The sequence below is a fragment of the Brevibacterium aurantiacum genome (assembly GCF_900169065.1).
In the GTDB taxonomy this organism is placed as follows: Bacteria; Actinomycetota; Actinomycetes; order Actinomycetales; family Brevibacteriaceae; genus Brevibacterium; species Brevibacterium aurantiacum.
Map to the genome: position 1 here is coordinate 1 of NZ_FXZB01000034.1, position 22,442 is coordinate 22,442.

Annotated in this window: 18 protein-coding genes and 1 pseudogene; 6 read left to right on the plus strand and 13 right to left on the minus strand. The window is 57.6% G+C overall.

Annotated features, from left to right (window positions below; translation table 11 throughout):
- Positions 1-182 precede the first annotated feature (182 nt).
- Both BAUR9175_RS17375 and BAUR9175_RS17380 read right to left on the minus strand, forming a co-directional pair.
- Positions 183-875: pseudogene (locus BAUR9175_RS17375) on the minus strand (IS1634 family transposase); the annotation flags it as partial.
- 86 nt (positions 876-961) lie between these two features.
- Positions 962-1,600: an XcbB/CpsF family capsular polysaccharide biosynthesis protein gene (locus tag BAUR9175_RS17380; protein WP_141322695.1), complete on the minus strand. Its 639-nt coding sequence runs from the start codon at positions 1,598-1,600 to the stop codon at positions 962-964.
- 904 nt (positions 1,601-2,504) lie between these two features.
- Here BAUR9175_RS17380 and BAUR9175_RS17385 point away from each other — a divergent pair.
- Complete coding sequence (locus BAUR9175_RS17385) at positions 2,505-3,785, plus strand: CDP-glycerol glycerophosphotransferase family protein (RefSeq protein ID WP_257944365.1); 1,281 nt, start codon at positions 2,505-2,507, stop codon at positions 3,783-3,785.
- 15 nt (positions 3,786-3,800) lie between these two features.
- Here the strand turns inward: BAUR9175_RS17385 and BAUR9175_RS17390 are convergent, their stop codons facing one another.
- The 7 genes from BAUR9175_RS17390 to BAUR9175_RS17420 all read right to left on the minus strand — a co-directional run bounded on the left by BAUR9175_RS17390 (position 3,801) and on the right by BAUR9175_RS17420 (position 14,449).
- Entirely contained in the window at positions 3,801-5,696 is a 1,896-nt protein-coding gene (locus tag BAUR9175_RS17390) for a glycosyltransferase (RefSeq protein WP_141322696.1), read from the minus strand.
- A 52-nt stretch (positions 5,697-5,748) separates the two neighbouring features.
- Positions 5,749-8,355 carry a glycosyltransferase family protein gene (locus tag BAUR9175_RS17395; protein WP_141322697.1) on the minus strand — a complete coding sequence of 869 codons (2,607 nt, stop codon included), beginning with the start codon at positions 8,353-8,355 and terminating at the stop codon, positions 5,749-5,751.
- A 166-nt stretch (positions 8,356-8,521) separates the two neighbouring features.
- Positions 8,522-10,642: an acyltransferase family protein gene (locus BAUR9175_RS17400; protein WP_101584712.1), complete on the minus strand. Its 2,121-nt coding sequence runs from the start codon at positions 10,640-10,642 to the stop codon at positions 8,522-8,524.
- A gap of 171 nt (positions 10,643-10,813) precedes the next feature.
- On the minus strand, positions 10,814-11,737 hold the full coding sequence (locus BAUR9175_RS17405; protein ID WP_101584714.1) for a glycosyltransferase family 2 protein: 924 nt from the start codon (positions 11,735-11,737) through the stop codon (positions 10,814-10,816).
- A complete protein-coding gene (locus tag BAUR9175_RS17410) occupies positions 11,734-12,531 on the minus strand; it encodes a CDP-alcohol phosphatidyltransferase family protein (RefSeq protein ID WP_101584743.1) in 798 nt (265 codons plus the stop codon). Before BAUR9175_RS17410 ends, BAUR9175_RS17405 begins: the two co-directional genes overlap by 4 nt.
- Before the next feature lie 151 nt (positions 12,532-12,682).
- Positions 12,683-13,072 (minus strand): glycerol-3-phosphate cytidylyltransferase, encoded by a 390-nt coding sequence (tagD, locus tag BAUR9175_RS17415; RefSeq protein ID WP_096157468.1) that lies wholly within the window; start codon positions 13,070-13,072, stop codon positions 12,683-12,685.
- 108 nt (positions 13,073-13,180) lie between these two features.
- Positions 13,181-14,449: a CDP-glycerol glycerophosphotransferase family protein gene (locus tag BAUR9175_RS17420; protein ID WP_101584716.1), complete on the minus strand. Its 1,269-nt coding sequence runs from the start codon at positions 14,447-14,449 to the stop codon at positions 13,181-13,183.
- Positions 14,450-14,606: 157 nt separating this feature from the next.
- Here BAUR9175_RS17420 and BAUR9175_RS17425 point away from each other — a divergent pair, with 157 nt between their 5' ends.
- From BAUR9175_RS17425 to BAUR9175_RS17440, 4 genes are all read left to right on the plus strand, one after another.
- Positions 14,607-15,725, plus strand: a complete 1,119-nt coding sequence (locus BAUR9175_RS17425; protein ID WP_101584717.1) for a magnesium and cobalt transport protein CorA — start codon at positions 14,607-14,609, stop codon at positions 15,723-15,725.
- A 172-nt stretch (positions 15,726-15,897) separates the two neighbouring features.
- Positions 15,898-16,752: a glycerophosphodiester phosphodiesterase gene (locus BAUR9175_RS17430; RefSeq protein ID WP_101584720.1), complete on the plus strand. Its 855-nt coding sequence runs from the start codon at positions 15,898-15,900 to the stop codon at positions 16,750-16,752.
- Between the two features lie 397 nt (positions 16,753-17,149).
- The gene (locus BAUR9175_RS17435) at positions 17,150-18,136 is read left to right on the plus strand and encodes a malate dehydrogenase (RefSeq protein ID WP_101584722.1); all 987 of its coding nucleotides are present in this window, start codon (positions 17,150-17,152) and stop codon (positions 18,134-18,136) included.
- 59 nt (positions 18,137-18,195) lie between these two features.
- Entirely contained in the window at positions 18,196-18,789 is a 594-nt protein-coding gene (locus BAUR9175_RS17440; protein ID WP_101584724.1) for a helix-turn-helix domain-containing protein, read from the plus strand.
- 27 nt (positions 18,790-18,816) lie between these two features.
- Here the strand turns inward: BAUR9175_RS17440 and BAUR9175_RS17445 are convergent, their stop codons facing one another.
- Positions 18,817-19,233 carry a ChaB family protein gene (locus BAUR9175_RS17445; protein WP_009884213.1) on the minus strand — a complete coding sequence of 139 codons (417 nt, stop codon included), beginning with the start codon at positions 19,231-19,233 and terminating at the stop codon, positions 18,817-18,819.
- 302 nt (positions 19,234-19,535) lie between these two features.
- Between BAUR9175_RS17445 and BAUR9175_RS17450 the strand changes: the two genes are divergently transcribed.
- Complete coding sequence (locus BAUR9175_RS17450) at positions 19,536-20,057, plus strand: flavin reductase family protein (protein WP_101584726.1); 522 nt, start codon at positions 19,536-19,538, stop codon at positions 20,055-20,057.
- Here BAUR9175_RS17450 and BAUR9175_RS17455 read toward each other — a convergent pair.
- From BAUR9175_RS17455 to BAUR9175_RS17465, 3 genes are read right to left on the minus strand one after another with little or no spacing between them, the layout of a single operon-like run.
- A complete protein-coding gene (locus BAUR9175_RS17455; protein ID WP_101584728.1) occupies positions 20,041-21,222 on the minus strand; it encodes an NAD(P)/FAD-dependent oxidoreductase in 1,182 nt (393 codons plus the stop codon). The genes BAUR9175_RS17450 and BAUR9175_RS17455 overlap by 17 nt on opposite strands.
- A gap of 50 nt (positions 21,223-21,272) precedes the next feature.
- The gene (locus BAUR9175_RS17460) at positions 21,273-22,073 is read right to left on the minus strand and encodes an SDR family NAD(P)-dependent oxidoreductase (RefSeq protein WP_101584730.1); all 801 of its coding nucleotides are present in this window, start codon (positions 22,071-22,073) and stop codon (positions 21,273-21,275) included.
- Between the two features lie 47 nt (positions 22,074-22,120).
- Positions 22,121-22,396 (minus strand): DUF6480 family protein, encoded by a 276-nt coding sequence (locus BAUR9175_RS17465; protein WP_101584731.1) that lies wholly within the window; start codon positions 22,394-22,396, stop codon positions 22,121-22,123.
- Positions 22,397-22,442: the final 46 nt, after the last annotated feature.

A 22,442-nucleotide genomic window follows, 5' to 3' on the forward strand; every position in this document is an offset into this window, starting at 1 on the left:
TCCTTGCTGAGCCCGAGCTCGTTCGCGACGCGGGTGATTGCCCCGTTCGCTGTCTCGGGGTCAGCTTGAGCATGGATGACGAGTTCGACGGCGCGAGCCTTGAGTTCGTCGGTGTATTTCACTGGCACGAGAGAATCTCCTTCTTCCAATCTCCCTGCCTCTATTATCCCCGGAGCGATTCAGATCGTGTGAGTCTCTGCCTTGTTGCCTTCGAAGCACCCGATCTCTAACGGGAATCCGGTTCGGTCGACGAGGAGGCCGACAACAATCTGTGGATCGACGCGGCGTTCTTTGGAGTACCCGACCTTGCGCAGTCCATCTTCCTTTTCTGCTTCAAAATATAGCGTGGTCACGTCATAAAGGATCAGCGAGATCCCGGTCGTGGCAACTGAGTAGTCGAAGCACTTCGCCGCGATCTGGTCGCGATAGTTGTGGTCGCGGGCGCGTTTGAGACATGTCAGGAACGTGTTGCGGTGGGCAGTATCGACGCCGAGTTCGGACAGGACTCTGACACTGTCGGATTTCGAGGTGAGTTCTATCAGGCGGGCGAGGACGAGTTGGAAGAATGCTTCGTCATCAACAGTATTGAAACCCAAATGCTCGTAGGCGGTCCGGATCGTATCGACGATGACTTGTGACCGGCTCGACTTCACGACCGCGGGAGCTGTGGCGGGTTTGTCGGTATGGTCGAAGTCGAGGACACCTTGTCCGGGGTGGAGCTTATCGCGGCCGAGAGCGATGAGTGCTGCGAGTTCTTCGGGAGTGTGGGCTGAGCCGAGGTGCTCGACGATGCGGTAGCGTCCACCTGTTTTGTCAGCGATCTGCACGGCAGTGGCCCCCGATGCTGTGGGGACTTTACGCACGAATGGGCTCATGGACCCATTTTAGTGTCGAATTTAGTTACCCAAAAGCGCGAGCCATAACTCGCCTACCAGGACAAACATTCCACGACACCGTGAAATCATCGGTCACCTGTGCAAGTCAGGTTGGACGCACCGTAGAGCACCACATCAGAGTTCTCCAACGAGTGCTCCGCAATGGTTGTTTCGATCAGATTGTGTACAGCGTCCGCATTGTGCGGTTGAGCCACCGTGTCCATATAGAATGCGCCTTTGACCCCGCCAACATCTGCAATTCGCAGAACGGCAGTATTCGGAGGCAGGAACTTCATCAATTTCGAGAACGACGGCCAGAAGTATCGACTAAGCCGCGGCTTGGAATTGATCGGCGAGAAGATGACAACGATCTTGTCGACTCTCTCTGATGCCGGTTGCTCAATTGTGTAGACGATGTCGTCGTCTGTTATTAAGTACGATCCGTCCTTGATCGCTGGCCAGTGATGCCTGATCCGATCTTGACGGATGAATCGGCTCTCGTTGTCGTCGTTGTAGTAAAGCGAGAATCCAAGCTGAGTGAGTTTGATGATGAGCGCTTTCGCAACAGGATCATTTAGCGCAATCTTCATCAGATCATCGGTACTCTTCCTCGCACCGGTTGTATCAATCCGAAAGTATCGGGGCAGACCGTCATTGGCTTGCACCAGGTCGTCGATCTCAGTCGGGTTCGAAGTCATCGATGTCCAAATGATGTTCTGGTTCACCAGAGCACAGTACCAAAATTTGCTCGGAGCCTTCTGCAGAGTTCCTCCGAAAAGTATTCTCTCGGCAGCTTGCCATACATTTCATCGACAGTCCGTTGGCCTTTTATTGGTCTAAAGTATGACCAGAGCACAGATAGGCAGACGCAGGTCTGAACCGATCTTCAAAGGCAAATGCGCGGGGCACGAGAATGCTGTCACAACCGCAACGCGAATGTTGCTCGCTGTCGGATCATCGACAGCAAGCCGCTCGAGCCGTCGGCGGCCTTTCTTCGCTGAGCTATTTCTCAAACATACGCCAATCACCGTGGCCGTCTTAGGGCATTTCCTACTGGCCGTTGACAAACGTCTAAGACGTCAATCACCCAAATCTTCTTACCCAACTTCACATCTGAACTCCTCGCCAAGGTCGCCTCGGCCGACGAGAACGAGTTCAACAAGTTCCACCTGATCATGAAGTGCGACGTCCTCGTATGCTAGTACAGCAGGGCTCGGCGAAATCGAATATTGGTATAACCGATAGCGACCGAATGCCCGGGCAGACCAGCGTGTTCCGGCCCCGGGCTGGAACCACTACTACGAGTCTGAATAGATCGGTCTGGTTTCGGATGAGAAGTCATCAATAAACTGTCACGAACACTCGACGAGCACAGATTGAAGCAAGTCCAAACGTATTACCTCAAGCCCACGGTGCCGACATTTGCCGAGGCACCATCGGTCTAGAAAGTTGAGCGCACTCACTTGCATACGTAACCCCCCGAGAGCACTATCAACCGCTACACTTTCCAGCTCTGAGTGATCTCACAAGAGACGACCAATCTATCCCGATTTTTATCCGTAGCATTGGTGAGGGCGTTGCAATCGACAATGCCGCTCATTGTTCAGGCAACCGGCGAAAGGCCCCTCTGTGAAGAATCTGATCCGTACGACTGCTCTGCGAGCTGTGCGGTCAACTGCATGGAAGAACACCAGCAAGTGGATCAGGGGGACTGAGCGCTGGCAGCAGCTTGAAGATGAGTACGACGGGAGCTACGTCAAAGCTGAGGTTGTCGTCTACTTTGGTGATCGAAAGCCTAAGTTCTACCAACTCGGTCAGTGGATCCCGGTACTCGAGGAACTTCACCGCAAGCACCGTGTAGTTCTCGTATTCCGAAAACCTTCGTCATTGCTCGAGGCGCGGGAGCTCACACGACTTCCCATGGCGCTCAAACGCAAGTTCGATCCGCTCCACACTTTTTACCATGCCAACGACTTCAAGCTGGCCCTGTACGTGAATAACGGGATGTCCAACTTCCAATCTCTCGGCTTCGCACCGATGGTCCATGTGCACGTGAACCATGGCGAGTCCGACAAGTTGAGCATGGTTTCCAACCAGGCAAAATCGTATGACAAAGTCTTCATCGCCGGCGATGCGGCAGTCAGTCGCCATCGCAAAACGCTTGTCGATTTCGACGAGTCTGCACTCGTCAAAGTCGGAAGACCTCAGCTGGACATCGACAGGGTCCCAGAGCTGGAGACTTCGTCGGCGACCACAATCATGTACGCGCCGACGTGGGAGGGAGAGAACGATGCGAACAACTACACGTCAGTCGATCTCTTCGGCCCTAAAATCGTCGAAGCCGCGTTGGGAATCGACGGATGTCGTGTGATCTACAAGCCGCACCCTCGCGTAGCTGCCTCCAGCGATCCCTCCATGGCGGCGGCGAATGCGCGGATCCTTGAACTGATTGAGAACGCCAACGAGACTATTGCAGACGAGTCGCTGCAGCATCAGGTTCTGATGGAAGGCGACATCCTTGCAATGTTTGACACTGTCGATATCCTCGTCACCGACATCTCCAGTGTCGGGCTCGATTACCTCTATCTGCATCCGGAGAAGCCTCTGGTGCTGACAGATCGTCGCGACGATATGGTTCAGCTCAATGCCGAGGCACCAATCAGCCGTGCGACACCCATCATTGACGGTTCGACAGTGGGACAAGCAGACAAGTTGCTGCGCGACATGCTGATAAACGATTCAGCGACCGAAGCCCGCCAGGAACTGCGCCGCCACTACTTCGGCGAGGGAACAAAGGGTACGTCGACCGTATTGTTCACGGAGGCCATCAGCAAGCTAATTGCCAACAGGACGTCTGAAATGAAGAAGTATCATTTCGAGAGCACCAACGCCGAATCGAGCGACGAATAAGCACACAAGTTGCGTTCAGTCCTTTGTCCGTGGGCGAATAGACAGGTTGCCGAGTCTCGTCGAGTACCACTCTCGTACGCCTGTGCTCTCCCTCGCAAAAGTCTTCAGAGGACGAATTCTGCGCTTCCCATTCCATGGATCGTGTGGGCGTCGGAGGTAGACGTCGAAGGTCTCATCCATTGATTCAGAGAACTTGTCTTCGGCAATATCGAAGGTGATGGTCGCCCCGCGGCCGAAAAGCCGACGCTCGATTGTCGGATCGGTACACAGAAAATATGTGTTCTTATTGCGTGCTGCGAGAACCAGCTGCAGTGAGGCCGCGACAGATTCGTGAGTCTGACTGAGCTCCAGCTCGATTCGTGTTCCATCAGCAGTTGTGGTGGCCCTCAGCGCCTTCGCATTGATCGTTTGACCGACTTCTCGCGGGTCGACGTCTGGAAGGGCTACCGGGCCAAGGCCTTCCAGGACTGTTTTCCATCGCTGGTAGCCGGCCTCGGGCAGATACTGCTCGACAGCTTTCTTGGCGGCCTCGCGCATCGTGTTTATACGCTCCGGTCCGAGGCCCATGAACTCCTCAATCTGAGTAGCCAACGCTTCGATGTCGCCTAGTGGCGTGATGAAACCGTTTTGGCCCTGGTCCACCAGATCTCTAGGACCATAGGTGATGTCGTAGACGATGGGGACGCAACCAGCAGCCATCGACTCCATCATCGCCAAGGGTAGGCCCTCGCTGGTACTTGTCAGCATAGAGAAAGAGGCTGACTGCAGTCGGGCTGGGACAGCATTGACGTACCCCGGTAGATGCACCTGATCTTCGACACCGAGGTCCACGATCAGGCGTTCGAGCTTTTCCCGCTCGGTGCCTTCTCCCAAAACGGTCAGGGAGACGTCTACTCCCCTGCTCTTCAGCAGCGACACTGCACGTATCGCATGGTCCACGCGTTTGAGCGGAATTAGGTTGGCGATCATGACAGCGTTATTCGTCGAGCGATCCACTTGGATCTCGTCGTGCACGGATCCCACCGGTAATTCACCGGTAAGCAGTTTGATGTTGGCTCCGGAAATACCTGTCGCTGTGATTGCAGCAGCCTGTTGCTTGGTCTGCACACCGACCGCATCGAACCGGTCGATGTTACGTATGGTCTCAGCTCTGCGAGGAAGGAACTCTCCGTGAGCTCCGTTCCAGGGGTGACGAAGATGAGTTCCGTGCAAGAAGAGAATGAGCGCGAATGTTCTTTCAGAGATTTCATGGACGAATTCGCTGATCTTCTTGTCATCGACGATGAGGACTGCGGGCTCTTCCGTTATCGTCGCGAGAATCCAGGCATTGTAGAAGTCCCGGGGGCGATTCCATTCGGCGATCGGCTCACCGCCCGCCGAATAGAGGACAAAACGGCGCCCGATCTTCGGATCTTGAACATCGGTGAGCAACAGGGTGTTGTCGGGACGCAGATAGTTGCGACGCACGACTCCACCGGAACTTGATTTGCGGAAGACATCGTAGAACTCGGTGATGCTTTCGATTTCCCCGTCTGCCACAGGCACGGGGTCTGTTGGCTTCTTCCCACCCAAGGTGGAGAGTTCGGCGTCGGATCTGCCCCTTAAGTCCTGCCACACGTTCACCAACTCGACGGTTTCATCCATCCGACCTTCGGAGATGAGTCGGGTCCGCGTCGCGTCCACGTCCATTCTCGGGCTGAAAGTCAGCAACGTCTGTGACAGAGGACTGCCGTATTTCTGAAAACTCCGGATTCGACGCAACGCAGCAGTCGTCATGCCCCCGATCGACTCGGGGATACCCCACGTGGCGTTATAGACATGCAGGGCATCGGTTTCGAACCCCTTCCCCGGTCCAGCCTCAAGCTGATCGTGGTCAGCGTCCTTGCGCCGCAATCGAGAGATGGGTTTCAACGTCGGTGTCCTTCCTCAAACCCGCCTATGTGCTCTGCAACCATGACTGTTTTCACGGTACGAGTGCCATATTTCCGTGGTGGCGAATCTGCCCCCTCCAGTTCACGATCTTCGGGCTGTCCGCAGTCTCCCAGTGCGCGCGAACGTTCCACTCCGTGTCGAGTTCGGTGTAACGGCCACCTACCGCGACCTGCAGTGCATCGACATAGTTGATTCCGACCGTCCTCAACAATCCGACGACACGCTCCACGACGCCTTCTGTCCGGAGTCGATCAAGGTTGAGCACCGCAATCTGAGGATCGAAGACGATGAAATCTTCGTCGAGGTGACTATGGCTGGCGAAGACGAAGTCGAGGGCACCCACATAATCGTCCTTGAACGCGCTGGCTATCCTCCGCATGAGTGTGAGACCGCTGGTCCTGGTCTTCCTCACATCTCTCTTGGCCCCGAGGAGGGACGTGCCCAATTCTGTCTCTGACAGGGCCGTGATATCGGAGGAGACTTCCCCTGCCGCGGGGAGAACGAGGATTCTGTCATGATCAGCAAAGATCGCTGGCAACAAGGCCTGGACGAGGTCGTCCGACTCTCCGCTACTTGGAGCCGTCACCGGCTCAAGGACATTGATGGTGCCGTTGACCAGTTTCTCTTGGATGGCGTCAACCTGTTTTGCGCCAAGAGCGTCAGCTGCCACCCATAGGCGGTAGGAGCCAGCGGCGTGGTCGTCGACGGACGAGGCAAGAGCACCCACGAGGTGGCTCTCACCGTTCTTCACGGAGACGTAGGCATCTGCCGTTCCGCTCGTCGGCTTGGGACGTTCGATCCCATCGACCGCCGAAGTGATTTCTGCGCCCGTCGCATCGGGCAGATGTGCCGTGGCCAGGTATTCATCCGCGACGGCCATTTCGGCTTCGGTGATCTCGATCCATTTGGCGTAGATCGTGTCGTCTGAAGCCCCCGATGCGATGAGCGGAATGATCACGGCAAGTTTGTCGAGTATCCCGCTGCGAATCGAATCGAATTCGGCGTCGTTGATTCCGTAGAGGCCGCCGAATCGGGAGTCTGATCTGTTCTTGGGTTCGAACTCGACCTTGGCTCCCACTGATCGCGCGGGGAGGTTGGCGTGCAGGCGTGAAGTCAGCACGCGCGAGTATTTGTACGCGTAGTCGCCCACCCAGCTGCGCGCGAGCTCGAGGTTTTCGGGGAATGACTTGTCGCGGATCGCGGTGACGGTCTGCTTCTTCTTCGGTCCTTTGCCGCCCTGCATCCAGTCCACGAGCAATGTTCCTGATCGGTGGTCGGGATCAGTTGTTGGAAAGAGCGTGTCAACGGTCGTCGTCAGGCATCCCGAGAAGAATGCGGGAACACCAACGGCACGCAATAGAGCTACAGACTGCCAGTCGCGGCATCCGACCGGTCCGTATTTCTTCAGGTACGCGATGGCATCAGGCGTGAGCATCTCGGGGTATCGGACGAAGACCGACAGCAGGATAGGACGGAGATTCGGATGGAATGGGATGTTGAAGGACTTGCCGAAGATGTCGTGCATGTACCATCCGAAGGCGATGTACCAAGTATCTTCCGGGATCTCTTGGTAGACGTTGCCGTCACGGTAGACCTCGACCAGATTGAGTTCAGCATCAGGACCCGAATATCGTCTCTCTGCTTTGACCGTTTCTCGCAGCTTCGTGAAGAGCTGTGTAAGGCCGCTGTCTCCTGTGAAACCGAGGTTCTGATATCTCAACAGGTGTCCGATTGAGGCGACCGTTTGGATGTAGTCACCGATGTTGCGTGAGCGGATTCCCGGCTGGTCATAGCTGAGCACTCCGATGTTGCGTTTTCCTGTGGTCGTCGGGAGTGGTTGCAGATGTTTTCCGCCGGGGAGCCAGTCGAGCATACGTGTGAGCTCGTACGCAATGGCTGCATCCAGTTTGTCAGCGTCCCACGAGAGACGGTCTTCGACGAGAGTGCGTACGTGACCAAAGGCGTCGATGCAGAACGCAGATTCAGCTGTGCGCAGCACAGCCTTGGAGCTCCACTGCTCAGTATCGCCGCTGTCATGCGAACCCTCGATGAGCGGCAGTGCTTCAGCTCCGAGCGCGTCGATGGCAGTCGGGTAGTATTCCACGGCTGCCGCAGTTATGAGTTCGCGCTCGTTGACACGTTCGAACTCTGCCCACGCAGCTGCAGGATCTGATGCGCGGTGGTAGGCCATGCCCAACAGTGTTCGACCGATCTCGCTGTACTCAGGGCGGCCCCGCAGGTTCAACCCGATGGATACAACCTCGCCATGGTGCCCGGCCTCAATCAGCGCTCTGCCAGCCTCGACCATTGAGGATTCAAACGCCGAGCCGTTGATCAATGACTCAGCCAGTGTAGAACCGGCCTGTATGCGTTGGAGCTCTCGCAGTTTAGCTTCGGATTCCTTCTTGGTCGGTGCGACGGTCCACCCGTCGACGTCCGCAGAGGTAGAACCCTTGAGCGCCGTCGCCAGACCCCGATAGGAGCGCGCTGTTTCTGTGGCGATCTTCTTCGCGCCGCCGATGGGCTGTGTTTTTCCGTTGGCGTCGGTGGCGTTGCGCTCTCGCACGTATTTGGTTCCCGATGCCCGTTCAACTGTGGGGAGAGCACGCCGAGCGATGCCGTGAACCACGGGTTTCACCAGCTCTCGTCCCTTGCTGATTAGCCTGTCAGTTGCGTTGCGCTGATTGGTCACTCGCCTAGTCCTTTGCAGAGGTGTCGGTGATCTGTCGGTAGTCGCGGCCCCGCGCTGTTTCACGGGATCGAAGTTGTCTGTTCAATCGGCCGAGCTTCGAGCCTTTAATCGGTCAGTCGAAGGTGACCAGCCCAGTGTGGCGCAGCTTGTCGTTGAGTAGAGGTGCAAGGGTCTTAGCGTACGTGGCCGTGATGTGTGCAGTATCGAAATAGGTGATGACTCCCCCGATGACAGGTTCGCATCGACCGTCCGGACAGAACCATTCTTCCGGGTAGATGATCGACATATGCTTCGAGTCGACCGCCTTCGCTGATTCAGCGAGCGGATCCATCCAATACCAAGATTTCGGAGTTCCCGAGCATTCTTCGAGGTCATCCTCATGCGTGGCTACGCAATCAGGTACCTGGATATCGTCTCCGCCGGGGTAAGGAGTATCTCTGATGACAACAACGTCCAGCTTGGCGTCAGCCCAGCTCTCCAGTATTTCCTTATGCCCCGCTGGGGCCTTCTGCTCAGTTTCTTCCCACGACATTCCGTCTAACGGCGTCGACTGCCGTTCCGAGGTGATCACTGCGTCGAATCCGCCTGACGTGGTGCGATCGACAACCCAGTCGGAATAGTCCTGACAGCCTTTGATGGCTTCTGGAGTGCTGAGGTCCTGCGGCAGGGTCGAAATGCTGCAATTCGATGCCAGGAAGGTCGTGATGGTCCAGTTGTTCTTGTCTGCCAATCGCTCCAGTGCCGGCAGCCAGTGTCCGGCGTGGGAGTTGCCGACGAGTGCGACTTGCTTCTCCCCGTCACCGTACGTGCATTCGGGCCGGTCCTTGTATGGTGCGCTTGACCAGCACCCGTCTGCATAAGCCTTTGATTTGTCCGTCTTGGCGGCGGCCGGCTCCATCAATAATGATTCCGTGCCATCGCACTTCGGGTTATCTTTCGCGCTCGGCAGCAATGCTGCGGCACCCAGACAGGAATCGGGGTCAACCAATGCGGATTGCAGGTTCTCCTTGTTCTGCTGAACGATCCGGTCCGAGACCCATACCTGGCTCAGACCAAGCGAGCCGACGACTACCATCGCCACAATCGCGAAACCAAACGTCCTTCCCCGGCTACGCAGCAGTGAGGTCTTTCGGAAGCGGTTCTCAACCCATGCCGTGGATGCCCACGCGACAATGAGTGAAACGAGAATGATCATTGCCTTGTCCAGGCGGCCCAGGTTCTCCGTGGCGCCCAGCTTCTCGGACAGGTACGGAACAAGGACGATCAGCGGCCAATGCCAAAGATAGACGGAATACGAGATGTCACCCAGGAACTGTGCAGGCCGCAACGATAGGAGAGGAAGTACAGAGAATCGGCCGCGCGAATCAGCGACGATCACGAGTGCAGTGGATACGACTGGAACAAGAGCGATATAGCCGGGGAACGGCATGTCCGCACGGATGAGGAACGTGCCAGCGACGATTCCTGCCAGTCCTATCCACCCGATCAGTGAGTTGAAAGGGAGCCGCTTCGGTCGAATATAGGTGACGAACACCGCTACAAGTCCACCGGTAGCCATCTCCCACATGCGAGTCGGGGTGATGAAGTAAGCCATAGCTGGCTGCGCGACCGTGTACCAGATCGAGAAGATGAGTGACGCAGCGAAGATGCCGACGATGGTGAAGCCGACGACCTGTTTAGGACGCTTCGCTTTCACCCCTATCAAGAATGCGAGTCCGATGAGCATGGGCCACACAAAGTAGAACTGCTCTTCGACGGACAGCGACCAGAAGTGCTGTACCGGTGATGGGGCATTGTCCGCCGCGAGGTAGTCGACGCTTGAGCTCGCGAAGTCCCAGTTGACCACGTACACCGCTGCGGAGAAGATCTGGCGTCCAGTATCGACCCAGATCGATTGGGGGGCCACAAGGTAAGTAGAGACGCCAACGAAGAAGAGCACGAGCAGGGAAGCTGGCAGCAGCCGGCGAATCCGTCTCACCCAGAAATCAGTCACGTCTCGCCAGTTCTTCGGCGGAGACTTGATCAGGTGGCTGGTGATGAGGAAACCGGAGATGACGAAGAAGACATCGACGCCGATGAATCCACCGACGAAGCGATTAGGCCACAGATGGTAGAGCAGGACGATTCCGACGGCTAACGCCCTCAGACCTTGAATATCGGCGCGGAATCCTGACCTGTTCGGTTTGGTGTCCGTGCTCGGCGGTCTTTCAACGTGGGTGGATTTCAACTGCATGTATCGTTTCCAAAACAATTCTCGGCCGGTGGGTTCGGACCCGGCTGTGGTCGTTGTCGTTCCTCGTTTATGCAGGTCGTTGTTCGGCGCTGCGTACTGATTCTGATCGAGCGAGATGAGAATTTCTGCAGAACCTTATTCCGAACATCTGGATTCACGGACTTATTCGGCTCAGATGATGGGGGGACGTCCGTGTCTAGTCATCCTCAACACGCCTCGCTTCGACAATTTCTGTCGATCCTCGTCCTCTGCCCACGGATCGAGCTTCCAGCCTGCACGCCACCCTTCCATCCAAGCTCTAAGCTGGTGAGGCTTGTTCGCCCATTTCAAACACTGCATAAGTGTCCACGAACCAACGTAGGCCCAGCTGAAAGGCCACGGCAGGTTACGTCGAGCCAGCCAAACACGGTTCCGTGCATTCATGTAGAAGTACTCGTCATGCCGTCTGGGATCGATCACAGGATGCGCCACAGCTAGGTCGCCCATATACCAGACTATGTAACCTGCGTCCCATACTCTCCAGGCAAGTTCGATACCTTCGTGGGCATACCAGAATGGTCCCGGCCAGCCGCCACACTCGTCGAAAGCCTTCCGCTGCATGCAGACGGCGCCTTCCCACACTGAGAAGACGTTGGAAGAGTGCTCGGCTTCGCCCTTCTTCAGACGAGGGATCCACCGTTTCGGTGCATCCGGTCCACCCGGTTCCTCGACGCGAGGTTGGATCAGACCGATTCTGGGTTTAGTGCGCATCAGCTGGGCCATGCGCATCAGAGTGGTGTCGTCTGGCAACCATGCATCGTCGTCAAGGAAAAACAGGAATTCGCCTTTGACGTGCGGCACTCCGGCATTACGCCCGGCTGGGATCCCCAGGTTCTCCGGCAGTCCCAGGGTTTTGACCTGAGCCGGGATCCCTTCGGGATCCCAACCATTGCCTACGCACACAACGTCGAGGTCGACACCCTTCTGCGCCAACAGAGACTCAAACCCGCGGTTGAGGTCCTCTAATCGCTTCCCTTGGGAAAGCACGACAACACCGAACGAGTATTTGCGGCTCTCTTCGAACCGCTGGGAAAGAATACGGGAAGAATCGGTCATGACAGTCTCCTTGAGGCCATGATCGACATGAAGTGCCCGATGACCGACAGGAAACACAACGGTGCAAGAATTATGACAAGCCAATGTTCGCCGAAGAGCGGAGCCGCACCAGCTGATGATGCGATGAGGGTCACGATGCTCGAGGCTAAAGCGAGAAGAGACATCTCCACCGAATGATAGATGCGATGGAACGGTACGAATCGAGCAGCTCTCTTGAGTTTCGCTACAAAACCTGGGTTCAGAGCAGTTGCCGCCTGCGAGTCTGCAAGTTTGTCCAAACCGTTGAACGCTCTGGAAACGTGAACCATGTCGTTGAGTGCCTTGTTCAGTAGAACGAAACCAGCGAGGACCGTTCCGGCCAGCAAGTAGGGGTACGATCCGGCGGGATCGTCGCTGAGGTTGCTCCACTCCCCCACCGCTCGCACGCCCAGCGCCACAGCTACCAGACCTTCTGTGGTGTAGTGCCCGACTTTGTCGAGGAAGACTCCTTTGGCTCCGCTGGTCCCACGCCATCGGGCCACTTCGCCATCACAGCAGTCGATGTACATCTGGACCTGAGAAAAGAACACGGCAAGGATTGCTCCCCAGATCCCTGGGATCAGCAGACTGACAGCAATGCACCAGCCAGCAAGAATCATCAGACCGGTGACCCCATTGGCACTGATCCTCGTTCTCACGAGGATCATCGTGAAATAGATCGAAATGTGCCTGAGGTAAAGCTGTGCGCTCCAGTGCTCAGCATTCTTCCGACTTCGAACTTCGATCGGCTGAGCCTTAGCCCGAAGCTCGGCCAGGGTCGGGTGGCTCTGCGGTTCTCGTGTGGGCACACCCGCTCCTCTCCGCTTCAAGATCTGTGAAAAGTCTTTCGAAGCATTCTACTGTGGACACGTCGATTGCAGCCCAGAAGGCACAGGCGTGACCAATGCATTTCGACCAACCGATATGTCAGGGTTTGCCGAGTTCCGACTTGATCCGAGTCGTAGAAATTTCGGGGGTACGGGGCAGGTAGACAACTTCACATTTGTCTTTGAGGAAGTCGAACTTCCCTTCCCAGTCGTCTCCCATCACGAAGGTGTCGATGTGGTATTTTTCCACATCGGTGACTTTCTGTTCCCAGTTGTCTTCTGGAATCACGAGGTCTACATAGCGAATCGCTTCGAGCATGTGCTTGCGTTCCTCATACGAAAAGTAGGACTTCTTGTCCTTACCCGCGTTGAACTCATCGCTTGACAGCGCTACAACGAGGTAGTCGCCCTGCTCTTTGCAACGCTGGAGTAGACGGATATGGCCGTAGTGAAGAAGATCAAATGTGCCATATGTGATGACTCGTCGCATTGAAAGTACCTTCCAGACGATCGGTGCCTCAAGAGCAGGCAGTTGGGAGTATCAGTTCAGCGGCAGTTTACCATTCTGTTACCTTAGGTCACAGATGTGTAACCTGCCTCACAAATCCGATTTTTGAAGACGCGCCTCGTTTCGTCGCTCGATGACTAATTTAGTGGCATCGATGAACTTAGAGATCTGCGCACAAGGCGACGTATCGCCCAGATAGTGTTGCCCCAGATCCGTGGAGAGACCCCAAGCCGATTCTGCCTCCGTGATGAGTTCGACAATATCCAGACTGTCATCAGCGGGGAGAGTAAGGCAGCGATCCAGAAGCCCCCCGGATAGCACCTCGGCGTCTAAATTGTAAGGTTTGATCATGACGAGCGGCTTCGTGGATGCCAACCAGTCGTATGCCACCGAGGACATCTCGGCAACTGCGATATCTGCCGTGTCGAATTGCCACGAAACGTCGGGGGTTCGATCATAAAATGCTCTCGGTTCAGTTTCGACGATATCTTCAAGTGCCTCCAGTGCTTTTGCAAATTCGCTCCGCATAGCCCCGGTACGCGGATGGGGACGAAAGATCACGCGATATCCTGCATCGAGAAGGTTAGTGACTATGTTTACACCGTTGTGTGCGATTGCCCCGTAGGCCATTGACGGCGAGTCCCCTTCCCACGTCGGTGCATAGAACACTATTTGCCCATCAGGCTCGGCTGAGGCAAAGCTACGCCACGCCTTTGGAATCGATCGTGGGCGATCCAGCTGAGGACGCCCGACGTCGAGCATTTTATCGTCGCTCATTCCATAGAGTGTTCGCTGAATGCGCACCCGTGCCGCTTCTCCTGCAGTGAAGACAAAGTCATAGGCCTTGAGCTGATTGGAGATCATCGAGACCTTCTCGCTTTCTCCATGGCTAAGATGAATGTGCGCGGGAACCGGATAGCGCAGTGATTGAAAGTTCGATGTCGCCTGATTGACGTAGAAGACGGCTCTCAGAGACGAAGAGGTCATGAACTCATCGAGGCCCTTGATCAGACGCGAAAAACGAACCGGGAGATTGGTGACTGTCTTCAGATGCTTGGCAACGATGGGACTGCGAACAATGATCCCAAACGGGTGATCGCCGAGTCCCAAGCTCTTCAACTCCGATTCCAACTGCTCGAACGGCCACAGCCATTGTTCGAGCTGATAAATCGAATCCAGTCCAGCGGCGAAGTATGCGGAGACCACGAACTCGTCTGTGGTCTGGGGAAAGTAGTCAGCAGGTAATCTCGACTCGTGAATCCGGTCACGGACCCTTCGCGCCACGAGTTTGACTGCAGACTGGGCGAAGTTGACCCCTTTAATCGCTTGGTGCGAGAGGTCATCCGGAAGATTGGTCATAGGACTATTGTGCACGTGCGGTTCCGAGGGCCCTGAACCGACTCTCCTCAAACATGCAACAAGCCTTGTAATTATGATCAATTTCGCCGAGAGAGGAGCTGTCCTCACCTCCTCTTCCTCGGCTACGTTGGAGTCTTAGTCGACCGAAAGATTCACCATGGCACGAGTACGCAGGCACAAGTCCGAACCGATCTCCAAGCGCAAGGGCAGCGCTAGGGCCCAAAACGAATCAGAAAAACCTGTTCTGCTCAGTCGCCAGATCGTCGACACCGAGACTAGCGACCTATCGGTCTCATCCACCTTCGCCGAAGCCCTCACACAGCAGCCGACACACGACTCCGTCGCTTCAGGTACGTTCACTCAGATCGTCATCCCTCGGTCCACTCCCGAGCTTCTCGCGGAGATCGCCTCGATGTGGAAACTGCACCCGGTTCTTGTTGATGACCTGTTCCATGCGAATCAGCGGCCCAAGGTCGACCGCTACGACGATGTGCTGTTCGTCGTCCTGAAATCAGCGGTCTACGTCGACTCCGATGAGGAGGTCGAGTTCAAAGAATTCCACCTCCTGATGAAGGACAACGTCCTCGTCATTATCTGCCAGGATGATCGGTTCATCGACGGGACACCGATTCCGGACAGTACGGAGGACATGGACGCCTACTTCACAAGCGAGGAACGGCAGTGGATCTCTGACAGGGATCTGCTCTCGCTGGGCCCGGAAGCTCTCATCTACCGTCTCCTCGACACAGCCGTCGATACTTACTTCCCGGTGCTGGACGGCCTTCAGGATGATAAGGACGGGATCGAACGGCAGGTCTTCAGCGGAGATACTGCCGCTGCGGAACGGATCTATCTGCTCAGTCAAGAGGTCATCGACGTCCTCCACACGACCACTCATCTCAATCGGCTCACTCAACGCCTGGGCAATGGCGCCACGAAGTACGGAATCCCGACCGAGTTGCAGGCTTACCTCGATGACGTCACCGACCACCTCACCCGCGTCCTCGCCGAAGCGGCCGAACTCCGCGAAGCCCTGTCGCAGATCCTCAACGTCAACTCCACCCTGGTCGCCCAACGGCAGAACGAAGATATGAAGAAAATCTCCGGGTGGGCGGCGATCCTATTCGCGCCGACCGTGATCGGGGCAATCTACGGGATGAACTTCGATGACATGCCTGAGCTCCATTGGGCGCTCGGCTACCCGATGGCCATTGGACTCATGATCGGCCTCGGCGTGGTTCTCTATACCGTGTTCAAGGTCAAGAAGTGGATGTAAGTCGATGAAGCCGGTATTTCTCGGGCTCATGAGCGCGGCTATCAGGACGAAGATCTACTTCGCCAAGCATGTTAAACACGCAGCCAAGGTTTCCTGCGCCTTCGTCTGATCTCGTTCCGCTGTTCATCTCGCCTTTTCCACAAGCTTGCCTGGCGCCCCTAGCGTCACAAGCGTGAATACGACTGAGCAGAATACTTTCCGTCCTCGTCCCTCTACGATCCTCGCCGCCGCAGTGCTGACTCTGACAGCGACCGTCACCACCGGCGTCGTCTCCGCCTCCGCGCATGGTCTCGGCTCACCGTCCGCGACCGACTTCGCTGCACCCGATCAGGTCTCCGAACTCGAATTCCCCACCACGATCTCCCATCGAGGCGGCTCAGACGTCTACCCGGAGGAGTCCATGGAAGGGTTCACCGCCTCGGCGAAGGACGGGTTCCTGCCCGAAATGGACATCCAGTTCCTCGAAGACGGCACCCCCGTCCTCATCCACGACGACACGGCCGATCGCACTCTCAACGGAGCCAGCGGAGCCATCCGCGATCTCAGCCGCGAGGAATGGGACGCTGCGACCATCAAGCACCCACAGGGTGGAGAACCCGCACAGACTGTGACCCTCGATGAGGCACTCGACGAACTCGGCGGGAAGGTCGTCATGGTTCCCGAGATCAAGCCAGGGGCCACCTCGGCGGAGGTCGACCAGGTTCTCGACGTCTTCGACAAACGCGGGCTGAAGGACTCACTCATCGTCCAGTCCTTCGACTTCGAGGCAGCGAAGACCATCGCCGAACGCGGCTACACCTCGCTCTACCTCTCGGGCGCGACTCTGCCGAAGGAATCATTCGACGAGATCGCCGCTGCCGGCATCGAGTGGGTCGGGCCCAGCAAGAATCTGCCGACCAGGGACCTGCGCAAACTCGACAAGGCAGGCTTCCACGTCGCTCCCTACACTCTCGGGACGGCAAAGGACGGGCACCGTCTGCCTGGCTGGATCGACGGATACTTCACCGACGACGCCTGGACGAACTGACCAACACCGTGGTGGGCCCTGGCGTGGTCACTTCGAACCAGCGTCAGGGCCACCAGGTGTTTGCGAACTAGGGATGCGAAGACACAATATGACCCCTTCGCGAAGGCCCGTGACAGAGAGCCGATACAATCAGCTTGTCACCAATTTCTCTCGTAAGAAGTTGCTGTGACGTCCAACGCAGCGATGCCGCTAGCGACCTTGACGGGCCTCAACAAGGAAGTCGACTCCTCGTCCTGCCGCTCGGCGTCCTCCTCACTGATGTGACGTTCTTGGCATCTTCGAAGAAGAAGAATGCCCTTTGCGCACATTCACGCCGATGACCGTAACGGCCCATCCGCACGAGAGGACGGCCCGCATCGCCTGCGGCAAATCCCGCCATAGTTAAGGAGCACATCCTATGAATACTCCCATCAAAGTCGCTGTCACCGGTGCGGCCGGCCAGATCGGCTACAGTCTCCTCTTCCGCATTGCCAGCGGCGCACTCTTCGGCCCCCAGACTCCGGTTCAGCTGCGCTTGTTGGAAATCGCACCAGCGCTGCCCGCCCTCGAGGGCGTGGTCATGGAACTCGAGGACTGTGCCTTTCCCACTCTCGACTCGGTTGAGATCGGCGATTCGGCCGAGCACATCTTCGACGGCGTCAACCTCGCCCTGCTCGTCGGGGCTCGGCCCAGGTCTCAGGGCATGGAGCGCAGCGACCTCCTCGAAGCCAATGGTGCGATCTTCACCGCCCAGGGCAAGGCCCTCAACGCAGTCGCCGCCGACGATGTCCGCATCGGCGTGACCGGGAATCCGGCCAATACCAATGCGCTCATCGCCATGCACAATGCGCCCGACATCCCCGCCGAACGGTTCAGTGCGCTGACCCGGTTGGACCACAACCGGGCGTTGGCACAGCTGGCCAAGAAGGCCGAGGTGCCGGTCGGCGACATCTCCAAGATGACGATCTGGGGCAACCATTCGGCGACCCAGTATCCCGATATCTTCCATGCGGAGATCGGCGGGAAGAATGCTGCCGAGGTTATCGGCGACCAAGGCTGGATCGAGAACGATCTCATCCCCACGGTCGCTGGGCGCGGTGCCGCAATCATCGAGGCTCGTGGATCCTCTTCGGCGGCCTCTGCTGCTGCGGCAACGATCGACGCCGCCCGCGATTGGCTGCACGGCACACCCGAAGGCGACTGGGCCTCGATGGCCGTGGTCTCCGACGGTTCCTACGGTGTGCCGGAGGGACTGATCAGCTCCTATCCCGTGACAACCTCGGGCGGGAACTGGGAAATCGTGCAGGGGCTGGAGATCAACGACTTCAGCCGCAAAATGATCGTTGCCACCACGGCTGAGCTCGCCGCGGAGCGTGAGACCGTGACCGGGCTCGGGCTGATCTGAGATCACGTCTCCGGGCCTGATATTCTCGGCTTCACATGTCCCTGTGACCGAAGGTTCCCATGAGCGCCGAGAATGCCCCGCCGACTGCGGCTGAGCCGAGTGTGGAGTACATGGGTGCGCTCATCCGCAGGCTGCGGGAATCGGCCGGGATGACTCTGACTGACCTCAGCCGCGTGGCTGGGGTCAGTCAGGGACTGCTGAGCCAGATCGAACGTGGCCGCGGCAACCCTGCCTATCTCACCCTGCTCAAGATCGCCAAGGCATTTGATGTGCCCGTCGGACGCTTCTTCGACTCGGGAGGGGAACCTGCCGACAATCGTGTGGTCCGCGCGGATAAGCGCCGACAGCTGCAGGTCACCGATCGCGGCCTCGTCTATGAGCTGCTGACTCCGACGATGAACGGGCAGCTGTTGGTGCTCAAGGCACGGATCCCGGCGGGGTATTCCAACGAGTCCGTTCCCTTCAATCATCACCGCGCCGAGGAATGCCTTTTCGTCCTCGAGGGAACCTGCTATTTCCAGGTCGGCGAGGACGGGTACACCCTGGACGCCGGCGACAGCATCACCTACCAGGGCGACCAGCCGCACTGGTTCCGTGTCGTCGGCGACGCCGAGGCGGTCATCATCGCCACCATGACTCCCCCGGTGTTCTGAGGCCGGGCTTCAGGCGTTGGACGGGCTTCAGGCGTTCTTCTTCGTCAGCCGGTTGCTTTCGCGCTCCAATGCTTCGACGAGTTCGCCCTTGGTCATCTTCGATCGTCCGGGGATCTTCAGCCGAGTCGCCTGCTGGTAGAGGTGGTCCTTCGTCGCCGTCGCATCCACCCCACCTGCAGTTGGGCGCTCAGTGTTCTTCCCACCCTTGGCCTGCGCGTCGGATGGACCAGGTGTGGACTTCGGCTCCCACTTATCGCCGACCTTTTCGTGGGTATGTTTCAGTGCATCGTAGGCCACCTGGTGAGCGCGCTCTTCGTCGTCGTATTCCTCCATGGCGGAGTCATAGGTTTTGGCAAAGGTGCGCTGAGCCTTGGCATCCGAATGTCGCAGGGTCGCTGGGAGCTCCGACTTCTTCGGCACTCCTGAGCTGCTCATCTTCGGCATGGTGACCACTTCTCCTCACGTACGCGGGTGTCACTGTTATTCCGACGGTAACGCAGATCACCTTCGCATGTCAGGAACCGTGCCGCACATCCTCGGCGTCGATATCGCCGCGCCCCACTATCGCGGGTGTGCTGAGACCGACTGAAATGACTCCGGGGCCAGTGACTCTTGTCCGCCGTTGAGCAGGAGCGTACGTTTGACGCACGACGACACCGCTGAATACGAAATCCGGCGCATCAGCGCAGGGTCTAACACCGAACTCGGCTCATTGCAGCACCACGCTGACGCAGAAGGGATCCGCCATGGATGAGGAGACGTTTGACGACCTGATGGTGTCCACGGATGCCGCTCTGATCGTCGTGACCACCGCTGCAGAGAACGAACGTGCAGGTTGCTTGGTGGGATTCCACTCGCAGTCGAGCATGTCTCCTCAGCAGTACGGTTTCTGGCTGTCGAAGGCCAACCACACCTATCAGGTGAGTCTGCGGGCCACCCATTTCGCGATTCACTTTCTCACTGCATTAGATCTCGCCATGGCGCAGCGCTTCGGTGCCCGATCTGGTGAGGACACTGACAAGTTCCGCGGTCTCGATACCCGCTCCACCGAGCAGGGGGTGCCATTGCTCAGTGCTCTGCCCAACCGGATAGTCGTCGAGCGCATCGCCATGCTCGACGACGGAGGGGACCACGTCGGCATCACCGCGCGGGTGATCTCGAGTGAGACCACCGGGCCCTTCGCGCCCCTGCGGCTGTCGCGCATCGGCGACCTCTCTGCAGGCCGCGACAATGACTCACGAGCGATCGATCCTAAGGCAGGCGGCTGACCAGGTCGCTGCGGGAGTGGGGCCAGTCTTCAGCCAGGATGGCCCGAGCAGTGTCCAGACCGCCGTCCAGATTCACCAGGAGCACGCCTTGCACCCGGCCCTCGTCGTTCAAGTAATAGACCGCGCCCTCCGTCTGCGGTTTCTGCCAGTCCTCGATCGTCTGCAGGTCTGAACTCAGCGTCCCCACCGCCTGATAGCCGAAGTCGAAGACGTTGGTGTAGAAATACGGTGTGTGCGTGTAGGTCTCGTCACTTCCTGCCATGATCCGTCCGGCCACGGTGCCCATCTGGGTCGCATTGTCCACATGCTCGACGCGCTGTCGGCCGAGGATCCGGTCAGGGTAATGGGCAACGTCACCGGCTGCATAGATGTCAGGGTGAGAGGTCTGCAAGGACCCGTCGACCGTGATTCCGTCATCGACAGCGATTCCTGCCTTTTCGGCCAGAGCGGTTGACGGATCGATTCCCAGGCCCACCACGACAGCATCGAACTCGTGAGTGCCATCGCCGTAGTCAAGTTCAACATGCTGGCCCTCGGCACGGCCACCGGACACCTTGGTGCCGGGGACCAGAGTCACTCCCTGGTCGCGATAGAGCTGGTGGAAATGATCGGCGAGATCGGGTGGGAAGACAGAACCGCACAGAGTCTCATCGTCGAACAGAAGCGTCGTATTCGTTGTGTTCTGCACCAGTGCCGCCGCCAGCTCGGTGCCGATGAACCCGCCTCCGATCACGGCAACATTGAGATTCCTTCCAGCGAACTCAAGCAGGCGACGATAATCATCGAACCTGCGGAAATAGACGACGCGCTGACCTTCCGCAAGGTCAATCTGCTTCGGTTGCCCACCCGTGACGAAGAGCAGCTTCTCGAAACTGTACTCTCCGTCCGAGGCCGTCACTGTCTTTGCCTCAGCGTCAACGCTGGTCGCTTCAGTGCCCAAATGGAGCTGAGCCCAGGTGTCGGCAACGGTCGACAGGTAGTTGTCGTCCTGTCCGAAGCTCGGGTCTGTCCACAGCTTCTTGCTCAGGGCAGGTCGTGTGTACGGTTCATCGACATCGTTGCTGATGATCGCGATGGAACCGTCGGAATCGAATTCCCGTATGCCACGGGCAGCTGCGTCAGCGGCCATTCCTCCGCCGAGGATCAGATAGCGAAAATCCTGCATGGTTCAGACTCCTTCTCGTATCGTCTACCGCGTGCCCGTGGTCACAACATTCAGATTGTGGCGACTGATCCGGCATCGACGCGATAGTTGGAACCGTTGACGAAGCTGGCGGCGTCGGAGCACAGGAATGCGATGACGTTGGCCACCTCGTCCGGTTTGCCCCTCCTGCCGAGTTCCATGAATGGCCGTTCCTCGCGCAGGAACGACGCAATCGCCTCATCAAAGGGCACTCCCAACGCTTCGGCACGTTTGCTCATCATTTCGTCGGTCATCGGGGTTTCGATGAATGCCGGTGACACTGTATTCACGAGCAACCCCTCAGAGGCGTACGTGCGGGAGAGACCCTTGGCTAGGGAGAGGAGTCCTGCTTTGGCAGCGCAGTATGGCAGCTCGTCGTCATAGGGTTGGACCGCGTCTTCGGAGGAGACGAAAACGATCCGCCCCCAGCCGCCGCGCCTCAGACCCGGGAGGAAAGCCCGCGTGACACGCACGGGCCCCATCAGGTCGACATCGATTGTATGGTCCCATCCCTCTTGGCTGATCTCATGGAACAGACCACCTTCACCATGGATCCCGGCAACATTGATGAGGATGTCGAGGTCGCCGACTTCATCCTCCACTTTCTGCGCAAGTCTCTCGATGGCTGCAGGATCAGTGACATCGGCGGCAATGGCGTGTGGGCGGTTTTCGGAACCCGGCAGCTGTTGGACTGCGTGATGGAGTTTGTCCGGTTCACGGTCAGTCATGACGACTGTGGCACCTTCAGCCAACAGCAGTTGTGCCGTGGCGAATCCGATGCCTGAATCGGCGCCGGTGACCAGTGCTTTGCGTCCGCAAATGTTGAGATCCATAGTGTCCCTTTCAGAGCATTGGCGTCCTATTCGCCTCAAACGTGGCCTCAGCTGAACAGACCGACGGCGTAGGCGACGAACACCAGGATGATGATGGCCAGTATTGCGCCGATTCCGACGAACACCCACTTCGTCCGCGGAGGTCTCCTATCGGGTGCGTGTGGCGGAGATGCCGTGGCTGAGTTGGATTCCGGTGGCGTGGCGCCGGGTTGGACACTGCCTCCCCCATCAAGATCGGGGTCACCTGAGGGGTCCGGATCAAGGTTGGGGTTGCCAGTGGTGTGCTTCGATGAGTCTGGGATTCCGTCGTTTCTCGAATTCATTCGTATTCACATCCTCCGGTGTCGCTTTGCCGGCCGGGGCCTACAA